The organism is Candidatus Nitrospira neomarina, from assembly GCF_032051675.1.
GTDB lineage: Bacteria > Nitrospirota > Nitrospiria > Nitrospirales > UBA8639 > Nitrospira_E > Nitrospira_E neomarina.
Genome location: NZ_CP116968.1, coordinates 3,787,047 through 3,804,248, shown reverse-complemented (window position 1 = coordinate 3,804,248; position 17,202 = coordinate 3,787,047). Strand labels below are relative to the sequence as shown.

Below are 17,202 nucleotides of genomic sequence, written 5' to 3'. Positions count from 1 at the left end.
CCAGGCACTTCAAGTCAAAAATCAAGGGTTTTTATCAATTCTGCATAGCTCCACTTTAAAGCATACTGGCTTAGTCTATTGTTGAATGGCCTCAAGGCCGTGCCCAAAAACTTTCATTTCAAAAAGGGAGAATTGTTATGACCACTACCTTCACAAACAAACTGAGATCTAATGCCATGTTGGTCGTGTTTAGTGTGGCATGTGCATTTGCTTTTTCAGCATGTGCCAGCGATCCACATGGGCGGACTGTGGGAACCACGGTTGACGATGCTATGATCACGTCATCGGTCAAGTCAGCATTGATTGCCGATGACCTGATAGATGCGTTTGAAGTTGAGGTTGATACGCACCGAAGCACGGTTATGTTAAGTGGATTTGTTGAAACACAAAATCAGATCGATAGGGCCGTGGAAATCGCAAAAAAGACGGATGGAGTCCAGAAGGTCGTCAATAAATTAGCGATTAAGCCCAATGCGATGTCCCAGAAAAATTAACACGTAATCGGAGTTTCAGTGCCATCCAACCACTTTGTGCCCCTGGCGTTCCGTCAGGGGCACAGGTGTGTGGAGGTCATTATGTTTGTGTACCTTGCTTAGGGTTTCATCGACTTCTTGACGATCATCTGAATCTGCCTCAGGAGCTCGGGGACCGTTTCGATCTTCCGGTTCATACGATAAAACCGCCAATATTGGAAAATGATCAGACCCGATGGGCAGCAATCTCTTCATCTCAACCAAACGAAAGGCGGGAGAGTGAAAAATATGATCAACGGGAAAGCGAAAGATCGGATATTTGGCATGGTACGTATTGAAAAACCCCCGGCCGATTCGAGGATCGACCATTCCGCTAATCTTCTGAAATAACGTTGTCGTATACGACCAGGCCACATCATTTAAATCTCCGGTAACCACAACGGGTTTTTTGGCGCGTGCCACCTCCCGGCCAACAATTAAAATTTCCGCATCCCGCTCATCCGTATCCTGGCCAAAACTCGGAGGACGAGGATGGAGTCCATAGAATTCAATAATCCTTCCCGACCGCAACTCAATTTCTGTAAAAAAGGATGGAAGGTGGTCTTCAACCATGAAACGAATATCAGAGTTTCGCAATTTCAATCGTGAATAAAGCAGCATCCCGTACGTATTCCCCAAGGGTTGTTTGATGGTATGGGGATAGGAGGCTTCAAGTCCGCTGAGCTGTCGTTCCCACCACTGATCGGGTTCAATAACGAGTACGACGTCGGGAGAGGCGGTCGAGACGACGTTTAAAAATCCTGATGCGTTTCGATTATTCTTGTAGATGTTGGCTGTCAAAATACTCAAAAGATCTTCACTAGATGAATTGAGAGAATCTAACGCCTGCTTGGGAGCCAACCGCGTGTAAGGAAACATCCGGTATCCCTGATAGACGAGGCATGGGATAAGTCCGATGAGCACCCATTTCCCAAACGCATGCTCTGAATAGAACATCGAGTAAACCAGGGCCACGGCGAGCGCCAACCCAATTGTCAATATCTGAAGGCGTGGGAAATCGAAGATACGTACCCACCACTCATCAACCCGAAGAAGCGGCAAAAGGGTTGCCGTCATAATCAGTAAAGCCAGGAAGTTAAGAACGGGATACATTATTTCCGGCATGCCATCTCACTTACGCCGCGCAATTATTCCGATAAACATCAGGACAAGTTTTCCTTTGCATATGAAGGCTCTGTAAAACAGAAAAAACCTCAAACGGAGAATGAAATTTGAGATAATTCTATTCACCCCATTCTCAGTGTGAATAAGGACAGAAAAGGCATGATGGATTTGAATGAAAGATTTCCATCAATTCCTTTCTCTACCTGCCAGTTCCTTCGTCGCCAATAGACAAAAGCAGAAGGTAGGGAACCCATTTATTCAACCACCAATTCATCTTTGTCGACAACAATCCAGGTTGGCAATACATACAGTTTGCCGGTGATAGACCTCCGCTCTGGAGGAATAGTGCATCCAGAGTGAAACAAAGGATCTCGCTCAACAGTGATGGCCCCACGCGGACAGATCTTTTACCCTTCGCTCAAGATGACAGCCTGAGGAAGCCTCAAGAAGGCAGCAGACCAGCCTTCAATATCTGCACTTAATAGTTTTTTAAACTTCTACCGTGAAGCAAGTGATCCCCTCTCTCTCAAATCCCTAAGAAATCTCTTCTCCGCCATCCCGAAACTAAACCCAAAAACAAAAATATTTTCAGTCAGGCGTCCAGGGTTTTTAACAATTACGTCAGGCTAATAGGTGAATCATAATCGCCAAGTTATACGTCATGACCCAAATGGGTTCATTGACCTTCATTTTCAAAAAGAAGACATATGATGCCCACGCATCTGACAGATAACCAAAAGAGGATTAAGGGAAAGATGTTTCACGCCTTGGTGACAGGAGGAATCTTGCGAAAATAATCATTTGTGTTAGCCCAAAAAGGTCCGTCTGAGATTTGAATCTTTACCACCATCGGATCAAATCTCTTCTATTAAAATAGATGGTGAAGGTCATAGGAAAGGAGTCCTCATGAAAGTGTCGGGAAAAGGTTTAAAAAAAGTTTCGTGGCTCGGAACAGTTTCCGCCCTCGTCTTTGGGTTCAGCATGGTTCATAGTCCCGTAGCGGCAGCCGATAGCATTTTTTCCCAGAAAATCAGCAAAGGCGATTTTTCCATTGGTGGTCGGGCCATGTATTACGATCCCATTGGCGGAGATGACAGTTGGTATGGGGGAGCCCAGGCCCGATGGTACTTAAATGACGTCTTTGCTCTTGAAGGATCGATGGATTATCGAAAAAATGATTATGGTTCTACCACGGCCAAGACTTTTCCACTACAGTTGTCCGGTCTCGTCTATCTCCTTCCGGGAAAGCGGTTGAGTCCGTATCTGATCGGCGGCGGGGGCTGGTATTACACCGATGTAGATGGACCCAATAACTATAGTGATGCACAACAACGATTTGGTCTTCATGGTGGTGCCGGTCTGCAACTTATGGTGAACCAGAACTGGTCAATCGACGGGTCTTATCGGTGGGTGTGGTTGGAGCGAATTCATTCAAAAGATCAAAGTGGAAATTCGGTTTCTTTTCATGACGAGGGTCATATGGTCACAATTGGTCTCAACTATCATTTTTAAATCCTATTTGGAGTTTCCTCCCTCTCAACCTGTGCCCCTGAACAATCATCAGGGACACAGGTGCCCGAGGGTCAACCTGCTTGGGCCTTCAAGAAAACGCTTATCCGCAGGGCAGGATCATCCCTCAATCCGTGAAGTCCCCCGCCTGCAAGAATTAAAAACTCATAAGTACTAAGGAGCCGTCTCACCAGAACATGATGCCTATACATTTTGAAGATGCCAGGATACGAAGGGTGTAAATACGCGACATACCTGAGGCTGACAAAATGTACGTGAGAATCTTCAGCCTTCCCCTTAGAAGAGTCGGAGAGTTAAATCCGAGGAGCCTTCGGAGGGGTAGGTGAGGCGACCAGCGTCAGGTTTGGCAAAGGGCGTGAGGGTGTGCGTTTTGAGAGAACTGGCCGAGATGATGTGGTGAACCTTCCACCCACGGATGACCATGGCATCTGCTATAAGCGTGCGGTGGCAGCGCCAGGGAACCGCTTCCGCGCACATCACGGCTGATGGTGACTGTTGTCCGATATCCACCAGTTCCTCCAACCCATTCCAAAACGCTTGAGTTTGCATATAATCCGCGTAACCCCGGAAACCCGAATTCCGCCATCCCACATTCACCGAATCCGGCCGTGTTTTTCTACGACCACCCAATGCAGGCAGGTGGTGATACTGAAGCCCGGCTTCACGAAGACTCTGGGCAAGAGTCTCCTGATGGAACTGCGGATTGCGCCGTGAAAACGGTATCGTTCTGACGTCGACCAGCAATTGAATGCCATGCGATTGAAGAAGCCCGACGAGTTCCTCGATAGGCCGCGTCGAATGACCGATGGTCCACAACTCGAGAGACACGGATTTCTCCGGCGAATGAATGTCGCCAAGAGCATTGGGTCGACTGTTTATATTGTTCCTCATCATCCACCATATTCACCAGCACTTCGTAATAGGGTCGCTAAAATCCTCTATGTTTTGCCATTTCATTCGAATAGCCATGAAACTTTAATGTCTCAGGCCTTTAGTATGGCAGAAGTTAAATAAGTTGAAAAATCCCATTAAATAAAAATTACCAAAAAGTAAATGATTCAGGAACTGGATGTTCCCCATAAATAACATCTTCTTGAGTGCTTTACCTTTCCCTTTTACGGAAATGATCGAGGCCTTCGGAAGGTGCACGAGATTCAATGCCTCGTCTGGGATAATGTGCTCTGACGCTACTCGCTAGATGCCGCAGCTGATTTCCCGCTTCAATACCATCCCGATGAACGACTCTTTCACGCAGGCTATGCTCTGACCCTTGCGACTCATCAAAGCTTGTACGATTGTCTCTACCTCGCTTTGGCCGAGACGATTGATGGTGCTGTGATCACGGCCGATCACAAATTCTTCCAGGCACTTTCCAATAGGCCTTACAGCTCTAGAACCCTTTGGATCGAGGATATTATTCGATTGGGATAGCCGTGAGGGAACGGCAAGCGTAACGATTTACAATCAAACGGGATAGCCATATTGGGAGGGATTCAGGCGACACTCAGTAGTGAATTTGTTCGGCAACTTTTCTCTCTTCATTGTCTTAACAGCACCAATAGCTCACTGCAACGTTTCGTTATTTCCTCGGTCCGTCCGAAAGTTCTTTTGGCAGTCGCGAGGCTGAAATGAGCATCAAAGTCTTTTTTTACTGATCTTTTTTCAACGGCTGACGCAGCCTCCCATTGGAGATAATAAAAAATACAGCAGTACAGTTCTTGAACTGCGTGCGCGGCACCTTTTGGGAACGCCGCATTGAATAAATCTCGAATCTCGCCATCATCTGAAGCAATCCTCTGAGCACCCGAATGAAATTGTGTTCGAACCTCCCCTTCACTTTTCAGTCCAAGTTCGAGCAAGGTATGCCATTTTTGCAACTGTACAAATCGGACCAAATGAACCTCATCGTTCCAATCAGTGATATCAAGAGTCCGATTGAATTCTTCCAATGCCAATTCGTATTGGCCTCCCCTGAACAACTGAATCCCTTGGCTGCTGGCGTGCATGAACTTCTGTTTATTTGCTTGCTGGGTCATTTCAAGTGCCGCAGCTTCGGTACGCGCTTCAAACTGACTCATAAATAGTTCTACGGCTGTTCTTTCATCGCGGTTAAAATACGAAGAATCGAGGCATTGGCTTGCAAGTTCGTACAGCTTATGTACATCATAAATTTTGGCAAGGTCCTCCCATCTAATCCGAATCCCGGTTTTGTCCTCATGGTGGTTCGTGTACACACCGAGCACTTTCTCTATGGCAGTGGGATCTTCTTTGACGAGCTCAAAGACATAAGCATTGACCTTCAAATTATTTTGCGGCTTGTAAGTGACCCATTGAGCCAACATGTACCCGTAATTCTTTTCTTCATTGAAAATATTTCGTCTTCCTTCAATGAAATGTGCGGTGAGCCTCTCATCCAATTGTGAGCTCAGTGCATAAAAATTGCCTTGCCTAGGGATATTGAATAAATCTCTCATTCTGCTTCGAACATTATCCACGACTCGAACGGCAAGCTCAAAGGACGGAGTTTTTTGGACGAGGTCACTCAGCACAACTTCCATCTCATCTGAGTGCAACTTGTTGTCTATAAGATCAAACAGAAGGCGGATGGCGGCCAAGGATTCTGGGTCATGAAAAATATCAGCTCCTTCTCTTCTGAAGAGATGCATATTCTGGTAAAGGCATTCTATAAGTACGACCGTAGTTTCACGGGTCATTCTTGGCATAAACATAGGACTCTTTTGCCATAACTCACTTAGCTGTTTCCTATTCCTCCCACCTGAAAGATGGGAATCACCATCCTCTCCACACTCGTCTTGGCCAAGCCGACGGCAAGAATTAATGAAGGATTCGACAACCTGTTCTGGCGCTTCCCTGGCCGGAACACTGAGAGTGAAGTATTTCCAGAAAATGTCCGGATGACTCAGTCGTTTCTGACGGAGATACTCTCGCTCCGAGGCATCATCTCCAATATTCGTTTTGAAAAATCCCTTTCTCACTTCAAAGAATACAACTTGAAGAAGTTGGCACAGGACCTCCGGGTTCTCCTCGTTGTCACATAGCATTTCGATGTGCTCTTTGATGAGGAGGTAAGTTCTGTCATCTCTGGTGGTAAATTCATAGGGAAAAGAAAAGAATGCCGCCTCACCCCATGCTGGGAGGTACATCCACGGATATACAAAGACATCTTTGTATACGTTAGGATAAAAGGTCCTGAAGGTTTCCAGAATCAGGAAATCTGGAAGATAAACCTCTTCCTTCAAAGAAGGGAGGCTTTGATTGAGACCACGCAAATACAGGTTTACACAATCTAGAGTGGGAAACAGCTTCGATAACTGGGAGGCATAGATTGGAGTGAAAATTTTCTCAAATGCTTCAATTCTTTTTTCATCAATCTCGAGTTTTCTCAATAATCTGGCTATTGAAGGAACATAGTCATCCTTGTCTGAGAAATAGAGGTCGCGATCCATGGATTCCATTCCTTCTGGAGGCAGAGAAATCCTGGTCTGATCGATTTCTCCAACAAATGAGGTATCTTCAGGCCTATCTGTATTCAATATGGCGGTGCCCTCCATAGGATCGTCACTTACAAGCAATACTGTTGTTGAACTTCCCGGAAAGTTACACAGGTTGGACTATTTGTAGAAGGCTATTCTTTTCTCTCACTCGATCAATGCCATCGAATAACCAGACTAATTCCCGTCTTTTCCATTTTGGCTGCGATTATGGATTGCATCGGATCTACTATTTCATCGGTGCCACATAGGTCAAAATTGAATTCCGTCAACTTAAAACCAGCCATAAGAAGCATACGATATTGTATTATCCATTTCCCCAGTAATCTGGTTTCCAAATCAAAAATTAATAGATTCGCCCCACTTCCTGACTGTCGATGAGTTTGTTGATTCCGGATGGGGGATCTAAGAGGAGGGGTAGGGATTTATCTTGTTGCATTCCGAAGGGTATCCGCAGAACGTCTCCAAGGAGATTTACCGTCTGACCAATCGAATCCATCGCCACATGTTCACCAGGCTGAAGAGTGAGGAGGCGACATAGGTGAGGGCGGCGGCGGTGAGGATCCGTTTGGCGCCATGCAAATCCGGAGGGGCCAGATAGCCGCCTTCTCTGAGGATCGGCAGGGCTCGCCGAAAGCTGGCATTCCATTCCACTGGTAAGGTGATGAGATGCACCATGGCGGACACGCTCATGGTTCCGATCGCCACGACTAAGACGGCAAGACCCACGGCAGGGATCCTGGTTACTCCAGCCAGGACAGGAATGCCCAACATCAGATAGGACCCGGCCTTTTCGGCTTTCTGCGCAAATTTAATCAGGTGGGTTCGATCTTTCAAGAGGGTATAGCCCTCATGATCTTGCAAAGCATGGCCGACTTCATGCGCTGCGATCACTGCCGCGGTGAGGGATCTACCGTTGTAATGCTGCGGATTCAGACCAACGACTTTGGTTTCGGGATTGTAATGGTCTCCCATCGGCGTGGGTTCCACGCGCACCTGTTGCAGACCAAACCGATTGAGCAAATGACGAGCCAATTCCCCACCCGTTCCTCCAAGATCCTCACGGTGTTGACGATATTGGCGGAAGACCCACCACACCCACAGTTGGGGTCCCAACACGATCATCATGAGCAGGAGAAAAAGAAGAATCATGCGCATGAATTACTCTATCTTCTCAGCTCGTTCATTACCAAGAGAGGGATCGCTCCTTCTGTTGTTTTCCTGATTACACCGAAGGTTTCTTTTCGAAGAAGTCTTTCTGCTTGGCCTATCCCATCAAAAGACCGTACGCACAAGACCGCCCTCGGCCCGGATACAAGACCCATTGATCACCGAGGCGCGGGCGCTACAGACGAACGCCACGATCTCTCCTATTTCTTTTGGATCAATCAGCCGACCGATAAGGGAGGTCGGTCGATTCTCTGACATAAACCGGCGTCCGGCTTCCGCCGGCGGAAGATCAGGAAATATGTTCCGGATAAACTTCTCCACGCTTTCCGTGCGGGTAGGTCCGGGGAGCACTGAATTGACTGTGACCTCCGTCCCTTTGGTGAGTTCGGCCAATGAGCGCGCGATGCTTAATTGCATGGTTTTGGTTGCGCTGTAATGCGCCATTTCGGGAGCCGGAGAGACGCCCGATTCGCTTGAGATGAAGACGACACGCCCGTGACCACGTTCAAGCATGCCATGGAGGTAGTGGCGGGCGAGACGCACGCTGCTCATGATATTGATTTCGAACATCTCCTGCCATGCCTGATCCGTTTCCTCGAAAAATCCGATAGCCTCGTAGATGCCGAGATTGTTGACCAGAATATCCACCTCGGGCACTTGAGAGATGGTGAGATTGCACCCGGCGGCAGTTCCGTTGTCTGCCACAAGAGGGATCATCTCTGCTTGGGGAATATCGGCTCGGACCTCCGCCATCGCTTGTTCCACGCTGGCCTGCGTACGACCGTTCATCACGACTTTAGCGCCCTCGGCGGCGAGAGCACGCGCGATTTCTTGTCCTATGCCTCCTGAGGACGCCGTCACCAAGGCGGTTTTACCGTTCAGTTCCAGATTCATGATGACACTCTCCTCCCATGACGGATGATTGGAAATCCCCGACCAGGTTTTACCTACATTGTTGTTGAATTGTTCACGAAGAGCACGAAACGATAATTGGTGGCTCGCCGGGAGGCGGAGGTGCAGCATAGGATTCCATACCGGGCCGGTCAGTAAACGGGTCACCCAGCAGATTTAATAATCGATCAACTTCGGAATAGTCCTTCTGCTGAACCGCTTGGACAATGGCCTGTTGCGCGAGATGATTCCGGAGGATGTACTTGGGGTTCACCTGATCCATTCTGACTTGGCGCTCTCCATCATCGCTTTTTTCGGCCCGTAGCCGTTCCCGATATCGTGCGGTCCAATCGTCAAACGCTTCCCGATGAAGGAATTGGTCCCGTAATTCGTCCGGCGCTGACGACCTCTCCTGACGAACGGCTCCCAATCCCCGGAACAAGTTGGTGTAATCCACCCGGCTGGAGTCCAGGAGGTTCAACAGATCGGTCACGAGCTTGTCGTCTCCCGCGTGTGCTTCGATCAGCCCAAGCTTCGCCCGCATCAATTCGGCATACTTCGCCACCATCGCTTTTTCATAGATTTCCGGAATGCCATTGACGGCGTCTTGGGCCACTAACGGTGACAAAGCTCTGGCCAGCGCACGAATATTCCAAAAACCGATGTCGGGCTGGTTCTGGAAGGAATACCGGCCGTGATGGTCTGAATGATTGCAGATGAACGTTGGATCGTAGCGTTCCATAAATCCGAACGGACCGTAATCCAGCGTCAACCCCAGGATCGACATGTTATCGGTATTCAGGACACCATGTGCCCACCCCACGGCTTGCCATTGAGCCACGAGTTGGCCGGTGCGAACCGCCACCTCATGCAGCAGCCTGGCGTAAGGATTCTCTGCTCCGACCAAATGCGGAAAATGATATTCGATGACATAATCTGCCAGCGTTTTCAGATATTCATGTTGGCGACGATAGTAAAACACCTCAAAACTTCCAAACCGCACATGGGTCGGTGCCATCCGTAGCAACATGGCTCCCGGTTCCGGCGTTTCGCGCCAGACAATTTCTTCTCCGGCCACAATACATAAACTGCGGGTTGTGGGAATGCCCAATCCATGCATGGCTTCGCCACAGAGATATTCACGAATAGTCGAACGCATCACTGCACGGCCATCGCCGTCACGTGAGAATCGCGTGAGCCCAGCGCCCTTCAATTGCAACTCCCACCGCTCCCCGTTTTGATTCTGCACCTCCCCCAGCATGATAGCCCGCCCATCGCCGAGCTGGGGCACGTAATGGCCGAATTGATGCCCCGAATACAACATGGCAATGGGATCGCCTCCCGGCAACAGTTTGGCCCCGCAGAAGTATTCTGCAAACTCCGGACGGGTCCATTCAGTGGGATCAATATCGAGTAATTCGACGGCTGCCGGGTTTACACTCACAAGGGAGGGATTAGGAAAAGGCGTGGGTTTTACCCGCTGATAAAACACATCAGGCAGGTCCGCATAGGTGTTCTGAAAATTGAGATGTTCTAATTTGGCCATGACTTCATTATCCGTGACCTAGACGGGGTCGGGCAACCACAAACATCATTGCATCACTTCAGAGACCTTTGAAATTTCAACGGTGCCCGCAAAAGCCTTTACTAGCCTCGGCAAGAAATGCCACATCAGGGTTTGCTTTAAAACGCCGCCCTCAGAACCGTATCTCTTTCGATTCAACTGTGTGTGGTATTTTCTCAACAACCATTTTTTTGATTGCCTTGAAAATTGAAAAACATGAATACATACAATATATTACGAATATTATTTTTCTAGGTTCAATAATTGCTTTTGTTATAAGGCAGAAGTCTTAATGCTGGGAAGCGTATGGTTATTGGGGACGCGTATGTATCCGTGTGCCCTCAAAAAAGAAAAGGAGATCGCATGATTCGGATTTGTGCATGGTGTCGACAGGAAGGCAAGGCCGGAATTCTTGGAAGGAACCCTGGGGAGTCTGGGGAAATCAATGAACCGGTATCCCACGGGATCTGCCATGATCATGGAATCCGCCTTCGCCAGGCGTTCACGCGAAACCTTGGCCCTCGCCCTCTTTCAACCGCCACACTCTCTCCCTCTTCAGCCTCCTATTAGACAGCGTTCCTCCTTGTCTGATGCTGAAATTCCTTGCAGGATGGTAGATGGCAGAAGTGTGTGCCTCGACCGGATGGCCGATATACATCACGGGTCTGTTGAAAAAAGCCGCCAGCGGCGTTCTTGCCATTTTCCCGTGCTCACGTACTAAGCGTACGCTCCGCGCGTAAAAACGGATGCGGTCTTGCTGGACGGACTTTTTTGAACCGACCCGGAGCCTTTGATGAGAAATCTAATCCTGGGCAAATTTTCCCTTGAAAATCTTTATTATTCAACACTCTCATCACGGCTGCATACCGGGGAATCGCAACAGCTACGGATGGTCGGGGTTGCGTCTTTGGGCCGGAAAACGAGAGGACGGGGGAAGACTGACTATCGGCGTGGAGTCGGACTTTTGCTGGTCGTCTTTAATCGGTTTTTGATCAGGACCATCCCGATATGAGGGAGACGTGCGGTTCGACGAACCTCAAACCATCCATACGCCAGCACGCCCAGGACCAACACAAGGGCTATGACCATCGAAAGAGGATCATGACCGAAAAATAATTCTAAGAGATGCACCGTGAACCATTCTCCTGATGTATTCTCATATTTTTCGGTCGTTTCGGCCCGATCTTAAGATTTTCTCTTTCCTCCCCAGGTTCTTTTCCCATTTATACATATTTTCACTTACGGTTGCGCCATCTTTTTGCATGGAACTGCCGAACAATTCCTCCTACTCGTTTCGCCCCAGAATCGCTAACCGGTATAATAGATTCAATTATGATGGTTCCTCTGCGTTTGTTCAGATTTTTTCAGGCCTGTATTCTGATACTGGGCTTTACGGTGTTTGCACCTCCAGACTTGGCAACAGTACTGGGAGCGACGCCGGTCAGTCTCGCTCCTGCTGCTGATCCCCAGGAAACAGTTGTGACCATCAATATTAAATCCCGGGAATTCAGCCCCAACACTCTATCAATCACTGTTGGGCAAAAAACCCGGCTGGTCCTCAAAAACTTGGATTCGGAACTGCATGCATTTCTGCCAATCGGCCTACTGACAGATATCCACCTGAACGTCAGCGGAAGTGGTGCTCCACAGTTTTCCAAAGAAGGTCTCAGCCGCGTTTTGCTTCCCACCCGAGGCCAAACCGACATTGTGTTTATCCCATCGCATCCCGGTACGTTTCCCTATTTTTGTGATTTACCGGGCCATGTGATGCAGGGTACCATCGTGGTGCATAAGAATGAGGGTGTGGTAGATTAGCCACCTGAATGATGAGGGACATTTCCCTCTCTGCTACACAAAATCATTAACCAAGCATGTTTGAGGAGGAGTTTGGTTCCATGAGTAATGTTCGTCGTCAGCCAATTAAGACAAATACCCTGAAACCTGAGGCAGATCATCGTCCCGGGTCCCCTGCTCACCGGATGTGGCCTACACTTATACGGGTGGGTCTCCTGTGCGGCTCTGTGCTTTTGGCCTCCACTCATGTGTGGGCCACCGAACCGGCGTCCATCAATGAGGAAGCCCTGCTCTCCACCGTTTGGGAATATGCCCATGCGGTCGGAAAGGGGGATCAAGTCGCGGCGGGCCAACGGGATTTTGTGTGCATATATCAGATGGCTCAACAGCAGTTGTTTTCAAACGGGAAATTTCCCGACCCCTCAAACCCCATCTATGAATGGTGTGACCAGCGTCGGCAGGAGGCCCACCAACGAGCCATTCAACAAAATGACCGGGCATTAGATAATGTCTGGCCGGGTCCGGGAAAACTGGTCGATTTTTCGGATTTCGAACGATTTTTTATTGCGGAGACGCTTAATCAGCAATTGGCTCCATCGTTTTTCGTCATGCAGGCCATTGCCGTTCAAGAACCCACAACCCCATTTATCATTGAGGCCGTCGAATCGGGAACCCTGCCCCATGCCTCATTTCCTTCTTCAGATGAATCCAGGGTGGTCGCCGCACCTACAGCCTTTCTCACCACCAAGGTATCCTATCCAAATGCCTTGACGGCACCCATCGCCAATGCTCCCGGTGCCGAGGATTGGGCCGTGCCCTACAAAAAAGCCCAACGAGTCGTAAAATCCGTCAACGTGAAGTGGGTCGTACTCTCAGATCTGAAACAATTCGGTTTTCCTACGGATCGTGCCGTGCTGGATCTGGTTCTCGATGGCCCCCGTGGCACCACCATTCCATTCGTCGTAGACCCGGGTGGTTATGTTCCGCACTCAACAGAATGGTTTGGTCTTCCGGAGAGCCTGGCGGCCATCGAAACAGGCATCCAACAGGCACAAGCCGCACCGACCAGACTGGAATCCGTCATGAGGCTGAACCGGGTTTTGCTGATTGGCCCGTCCCACAAACCCGCACTGGAAGTTTTTTCAGATCAACTGTACCAAGGATTTCTTGATTATGGAGGTCGTTTGAACGGCCTCCAATTGGGTGATGAGCGTCTGGCCCAACGGTTCAACGAACTGTATTGGACGGTGCAATCCCAAACCGATCGATTTGATTTATCCCTGGGAATGGAAATAGGCGGGAAGTCTGAGCCGATGCCAGCCGATTATCTCTATCGAATGATCCCTGTGATGGAGGCATTGGCATCTCTGGAGCCCGGTGATTTCAACAACCGGATTCGATTGTCCTCGACCTACCGGTGGACGAACGATCAAATGGCGGCCCTGTCCGCTCCACAGGAATTATTGACTGAGGTGCCAGCCGAACAGGAAGAGCTTCGCGCACAAGTGCTTTTGGAGTTGGCTTGGGCCCGAATCGGAAAAGTGGCCTGGAATCGGCACTTTGACGATCCCGATATTCAGAGAGGTTTTGAGGCGGCTCAGAAAGCCTTCGAGCTCACGAATGATCCGCTCAACAAATTTACGGCAGCCTATGCGATGGCCTATAGCCTGGCGTTTCACGTTCCCCGTGACAATCAGGCGATGCTGGATCTCCTCCAGCAGGCCCGTGACTGGTTTGAGAAAACTCCAGGGTCAAGCCCGCAAAGCTGGGCGTATATGTTGCACAACGATACGCTGAAGGGGTTAGTCGAGAATGACCCCGCCTTCAAGTCATTGCTGGCGGCACAGTTAGAACCTAGAAAATAGATGTGTGAGACCTTATGAAATTACGGACAAACTAACGATCACGCAAGGCTGGAGAATGGTATTGTCTCCATAAACGTTCTCCAGCCTTCTGGTTCGCCTACCCTCTTTTTCAACCCGCGCTATCTCACCCGGTGAACTTTCTTTGAACCACAGACCATGGAGCTAGATTTCCGGAAAAATCCCGCCATCCTCAGCAACATGGTAGACGTCATGGCGGATGGCGTGTTCACGGTCGATGCTAAAGGTCACATCATAGCCTGGAGCAGCGGGGCAGCTCGCATTACAGGATATTCCAGTCAGGATATCCTGGGAAAATCCTGTCATATCTTAGAAGGTCAAAATTGTAAGGGCTTTCGCATCCTGACGGAATTTTTGGACAACCCCACCCCATATCCTTGGGGCATCTGCAACCAGGAATGCAAAGTGCTGGGGAAAGACGGCCGCGAACTCTACCTCTTCGGCAATGTCTCGATTATCCGAGATGAACAAGGCCAGGTCGGGGGCGCTGTCGGAACCTTTACCGACCTCACCTCCTTTATTTTGAATAACCAAAAAATTGCCGTGCTGGAGGAACAGGCAAAATCCCGTGAGTCCTTTCAACAGCTCATCGGCAAAAGTCCAGCGATGCAAGAGGTGTTTCGCCGGCTCCGACTGGCTGCACAAAGCGATGTTACGGTATTGCTCACCGGGGAATCCGGCACCGGAAAAGAACTGGCGGCCCGAGCCATTCACACCCTGAGTGATCGAAACGATAAACCGTTTTTCGCCATCAATTGCTCCGCGATTCCAGAAACTTTACTTGAGAGTGAACTCTTCGGGCATGTGAAGGGTGCGTTCACCGGGGCCATACGCGATAAAATCGGGGTCTTTCAAGCCGCCGACGGTGGCACGTTATTTTTGGATGAAATCGGAGATACCAGCCCTCTTCTGCAATTGAAATTGCTCAGGGTCCTGCAGGAAAGCGAAATACGGCGTGTTGGAGATGATCGGGGCATGCGGGTCAATGTTCGTCTCATCACGGCCACCAATCGTGATTTGAAAGTCCTTATGGCGGAAGGCACGGTTCGGGAAGATTTTTATTATCGGATTCATGTGTTCGAGATTACCCTTCCACCTTTAAGAACCCGACGAGAAGACATTCCTCTCCTGGTTCACCATTTCATGGCGGCCAACTCCAAAACGTTTGGGCGCGAAATAGGAGACATTGCCCAGGATGCCCTGCAACGATTGACGGACCATAACTGGCCCGGCAATGTCCGCGAATTAAAAAATGCGATCGAACACGCCTTCGTCACCGTTAATGGTGATTGCCTCACTCTATGGGATCTCCCTTCAGAAATTCAGTGTCCTCCAAGGTCCCGGAACCTCAAGCCTCTCTCAGCCAACACAGAGCCCTCCCTTCCACCGGAGGAGGAAGCTCGTATTGCGGAAGCCCTCCAACAGACCAAAGGCAACAAAACAGAAGCTGCCAAGCTTCTTGGAGTGAGTCGAGTCACCCTTTGGAAGAAAATCAAACAGCTTCAGACCCCTCCCAACGCCTAATCAAATCGTTAACGCGTTAACTTAACAGTTAGCGCGTTCTGTTCAGTTTATCTGATTCTTACGGCCACCTTCAGGCTTCCCCCTATTTTTCATTACTCTAATTCCTTGATTTTGTTCAAATTTATTTCATACGTCTGCGAAGCATCACCTGGCACAATCCATGCGTAATGATGGTACATGGCAAGAATCTTACAAGAAAATTTTGAAACGAACTCAGTCGATTTCAACCAATGCTCCTTTTTAATAAGGAGGGGAGGGTATTCATCATGATTGTGAAACAATTTTATTTGAGTTGTTTGGCTCATGCGTCTTACATGATTGGCGATAACAAAACCTCAACCGCTGTGGTCGTGGACCCTCAACGGGACATCGAGCAATATCTTCAGGAGGCCCGTCGCCACTATTGGAAGATCCGTTATGTTTTTCTCACCCACTTCCATGCAGACTTTTTAGCCGGGCACCTTGAACTCCAACGACAAACTGGCGCTGAGATCTGCCTTGGCGCCAAAGCCAAGACCGATTTCCCCATTCGAAACTTTCGGGACCAAGAGGTTCTTGAGTTTGGGTCGGTGCGCATCCAAGTGCTAGAAACACCGGGGCATACCCCGGAAAGTATTTCGCTTGCCGTCTACGATCTGGACAAGAGCGTCGATCATCCGCACTGCGTGCTGACGGGAGATACTCTGTTTATTGGCGATGTGGGCAGACCGGATCTTATGGCTTCCATTGGTGTCACCGCCGAAGAGTTAGGGGGACAATTATTCGATTCACTCCGCAATAAACTCATGCGTCTTCCCGATGAAACACTGGTTTATCCTGCACACGGAGCAGGATCCATGTGCGGGAAAAATTTAAGCAGCGACACGGTATCCACATTGGGCAGGCAGCGTTGGGAAAACTATGCACTTCAACCCATGACAAAAGAAAAATTTATTGATTTGGTTACGGCTGATCAACCTGAAGCGCCTTCGTACTTTGGATATGACGCAAGGATGAATAGGGAACAGCATCCTGTTCTGAATGATGTGGTGCGGAACAGCCTGACTCCTCTTTCTCTCCAAGCGGTCTTAGATCATCAGAAGAATGGAGCTCAAGTCCTTGATGTCAGAAATGCCGTTGAGTATGCGGGAGGGCACCTGAAGGGGAGTCTCAACATTGGATTAGGAGGAAAGTTTGCGACCTGGGCCGGAACACTTCTGACCCCCAAATCCTCCATCGTCATCATTGCAGAGCCTGGATATGAGAAGGAGGCGATTCAACGATTAGGCCGCATCGGATTTGACCGTGTCCTGGGCTACCTGAAGGGTGGCATGCAATCCCTTGAGGTGAACCCGGATGTGGTCCAAAAAGTTCAACGCATCACCGCTCAGGGACTTGCGGAACGACTGACGGCCTCTCACCCCCCACTGGTCGTCGACGTGAGATCGGCAAGAGAGTGGGAGTCCGGGCATATTGACGGAAGCCTCAACATCCCTTTGCCTCACCTGGCCGAACAGGTTCAGGACATCCCTGCAGATACCCCGGTGGTGGTCCATTGCGCCAGTGGATATCGGTCGTCTACCGCCTTAGGGATCTTGGAACAAGCCGGACGAACCCAAACCATGGATCTTGTCGGTGGTTATGACGCCTGGCTCACCACCTGGAGTCATCCACGCCAAAAGGCTCAATCCCAAGCCATATCCGCATGCGCGAAATAA

The 17,202-nt window shown here is 49.3% G+C and carries 14 protein-coding genes; 7 read left to right on the top strand and 7 right to left on the bottom strand.

Annotation, left to right across the window (positions count from 1 at the left end; all coding sequences use genetic code 11):
* Nucleotides 1-137 precede the first annotated feature (137 nt).
* Nucleotides 138-494: a BON domain-containing protein gene (locus tag PQG83_RS16380; RefSeq protein ID WP_312743310.1), complete on the top strand. Its 357-nt coding sequence runs from the start codon at nt 138-140 to the stop codon at nt 492-494.
* A gap of 15 nt (nt 495-509) precedes the next feature.
* On the opposite strand, the gene PQG83_RS16375 is transcribed toward PQG83_RS16380, so the two are convergent.
* Nucleotides 510-1,637 (bottom strand): endonuclease/exonuclease/phosphatase family protein, encoded by a 1,128-nt coding sequence (locus tag PQG83_RS16375; protein ID WP_312743307.1) that lies wholly within the window; start codon nt 1,635-1,637, stop codon nt 510-512.
* Nucleotides 1,638-2,543: 906 nt separating this feature from the next.
* Between PQG83_RS16375 and PQG83_RS16370 the strand changes: the two genes are divergently transcribed.
* Nucleotides 2,544-3,149: an outer membrane protein gene (locus PQG83_RS16370; RefSeq protein ID WP_312743304.1), complete on the top strand. Its 606-nt coding sequence runs from the start codon at nt 2,544-2,546 to the stop codon at nt 3,147-3,149.
* Nucleotides 3,150-3,443: 294 nt separating this feature from the next.
* Here PQG83_RS16370 and PQG83_RS16365 read toward each other — a convergent pair whose 3' ends face one another.
* The 5 genes from PQG83_RS16365 to PQG83_RS16345 form a co-directional block, all read right to left on the bottom strand.
* Entirely contained in the window at nt 3,444-3,995 is a 552-nt protein-coding gene (locus PQG83_RS16365) for a DUF488 domain-containing protein (RefSeq protein WP_312743302.1), read from the bottom strand.
* Nucleotides 3,996-4,705: 710 nt separating this feature from the next.
* Nucleotides 4,706-6,739 (bottom strand): hypothetical protein, encoded by a 2,034-nt coding sequence (locus tag PQG83_RS16360; RefSeq protein WP_312743299.1) that lies wholly within the window; start codon nt 6,737-6,739, stop codon nt 4,706-4,708.
* Nucleotides 6,740-7,153: 414 nt separating this feature from the next.
* Nucleotides 7,154-7,837: a zinc metallopeptidase gene (locus PQG83_RS16355; protein WP_312743297.1), complete on the bottom strand. Its 684-nt coding sequence runs from the start codon at nt 7,835-7,837 to the stop codon at nt 7,154-7,156.
* Nucleotides 7,838-7,954: 117 nt separating this feature from the next.
* Nucleotides 7,955-8,743, bottom strand: a complete 789-nt coding sequence (locus tag PQG83_RS16350) for an SDR family NAD(P)-dependent oxidoreductase (RefSeq protein ID WP_312743295.1) — start codon at nt 8,741-8,743, stop codon at nt 7,955-7,957.
* Nucleotides 8,744-8,816: 73 nt separating this feature from the next.
* Nucleotides 8,817-10,286 (bottom strand): protein adenylyltransferase SelO, encoded by a 1,470-nt coding sequence (locus tag PQG83_RS16345; protein WP_312743292.1) that lies wholly within the window; start codon nt 10,284-10,286, stop codon nt 8,817-8,819.
* A 381-nt stretch (nt 10,287-10,667) separates the two neighbouring features.
* Between PQG83_RS16345 and PQG83_RS16340 the strand changes: the two genes are divergently transcribed.
* Nucleotides 10,668-10,874, top strand: a complete 207-nt coding sequence (locus tag PQG83_RS16340; RefSeq protein ID WP_312743290.1) for a hypothetical protein — start codon at nt 10,668-10,670, stop codon at nt 10,872-10,874.
* Nucleotides 10,875-11,246: 372 nt separating this feature from the next.
* Here the strand turns inward: PQG83_RS16340 and PQG83_RS16335 are convergent, their stop codons facing one another.
* Nucleotides 11,247-11,435: a hypothetical protein gene (locus tag PQG83_RS16335; protein WP_312743287.1), complete on the bottom strand. Its 189-nt coding sequence runs from the start codon at nt 11,433-11,435 to the stop codon at nt 11,247-11,249.
* 201 nt (nt 11,436-11,636) lie between these two features.
* Between PQG83_RS16335 and PQG83_RS16330 the strand changes: the two genes are divergently transcribed.
* The 4 genes from PQG83_RS16330 (at nt 11,637) to PQG83_RS16315 (ending at nt 17,202) form a co-directional block, all read left to right on the top strand.
* Nucleotides 11,637-12,119, top strand: a complete 483-nt coding sequence (locus PQG83_RS16330; RefSeq protein WP_312743284.1) for a cupredoxin domain-containing protein — start codon at nt 11,637-11,639, stop codon at nt 12,117-12,119.
* 80 nt (nt 12,120-12,199) lie between these two features.
* On the top strand, nt 12,200-13,963 hold the full coding sequence (locus PQG83_RS16325) for a hypothetical protein (RefSeq protein ID WP_312743282.1): 1,764 nt from the start codon (nt 12,200-12,202) through the stop codon (nt 13,961-13,963).
* Nucleotides 13,964-14,119: 156 nt separating this feature from the next.
* The gene (locus PQG83_RS16320) at nt 14,120-15,505 is read left to right on the top strand and encodes a sigma-54 interaction domain-containing protein (RefSeq protein WP_312743279.1); all 1,386 of its coding nucleotides are present in this window, start codon (nt 14,120-14,122) and stop codon (nt 15,503-15,505) included.
* Between the two features lie 266 nt (nt 15,506-15,771).
* Nucleotides 15,772-17,202, top strand: a complete 1,431-nt coding sequence (locus PQG83_RS16315) for a rhodanese-like domain-containing protein (protein WP_312743277.1) — start codon at nt 15,772-15,774, stop codon at nt 17,200-17,202.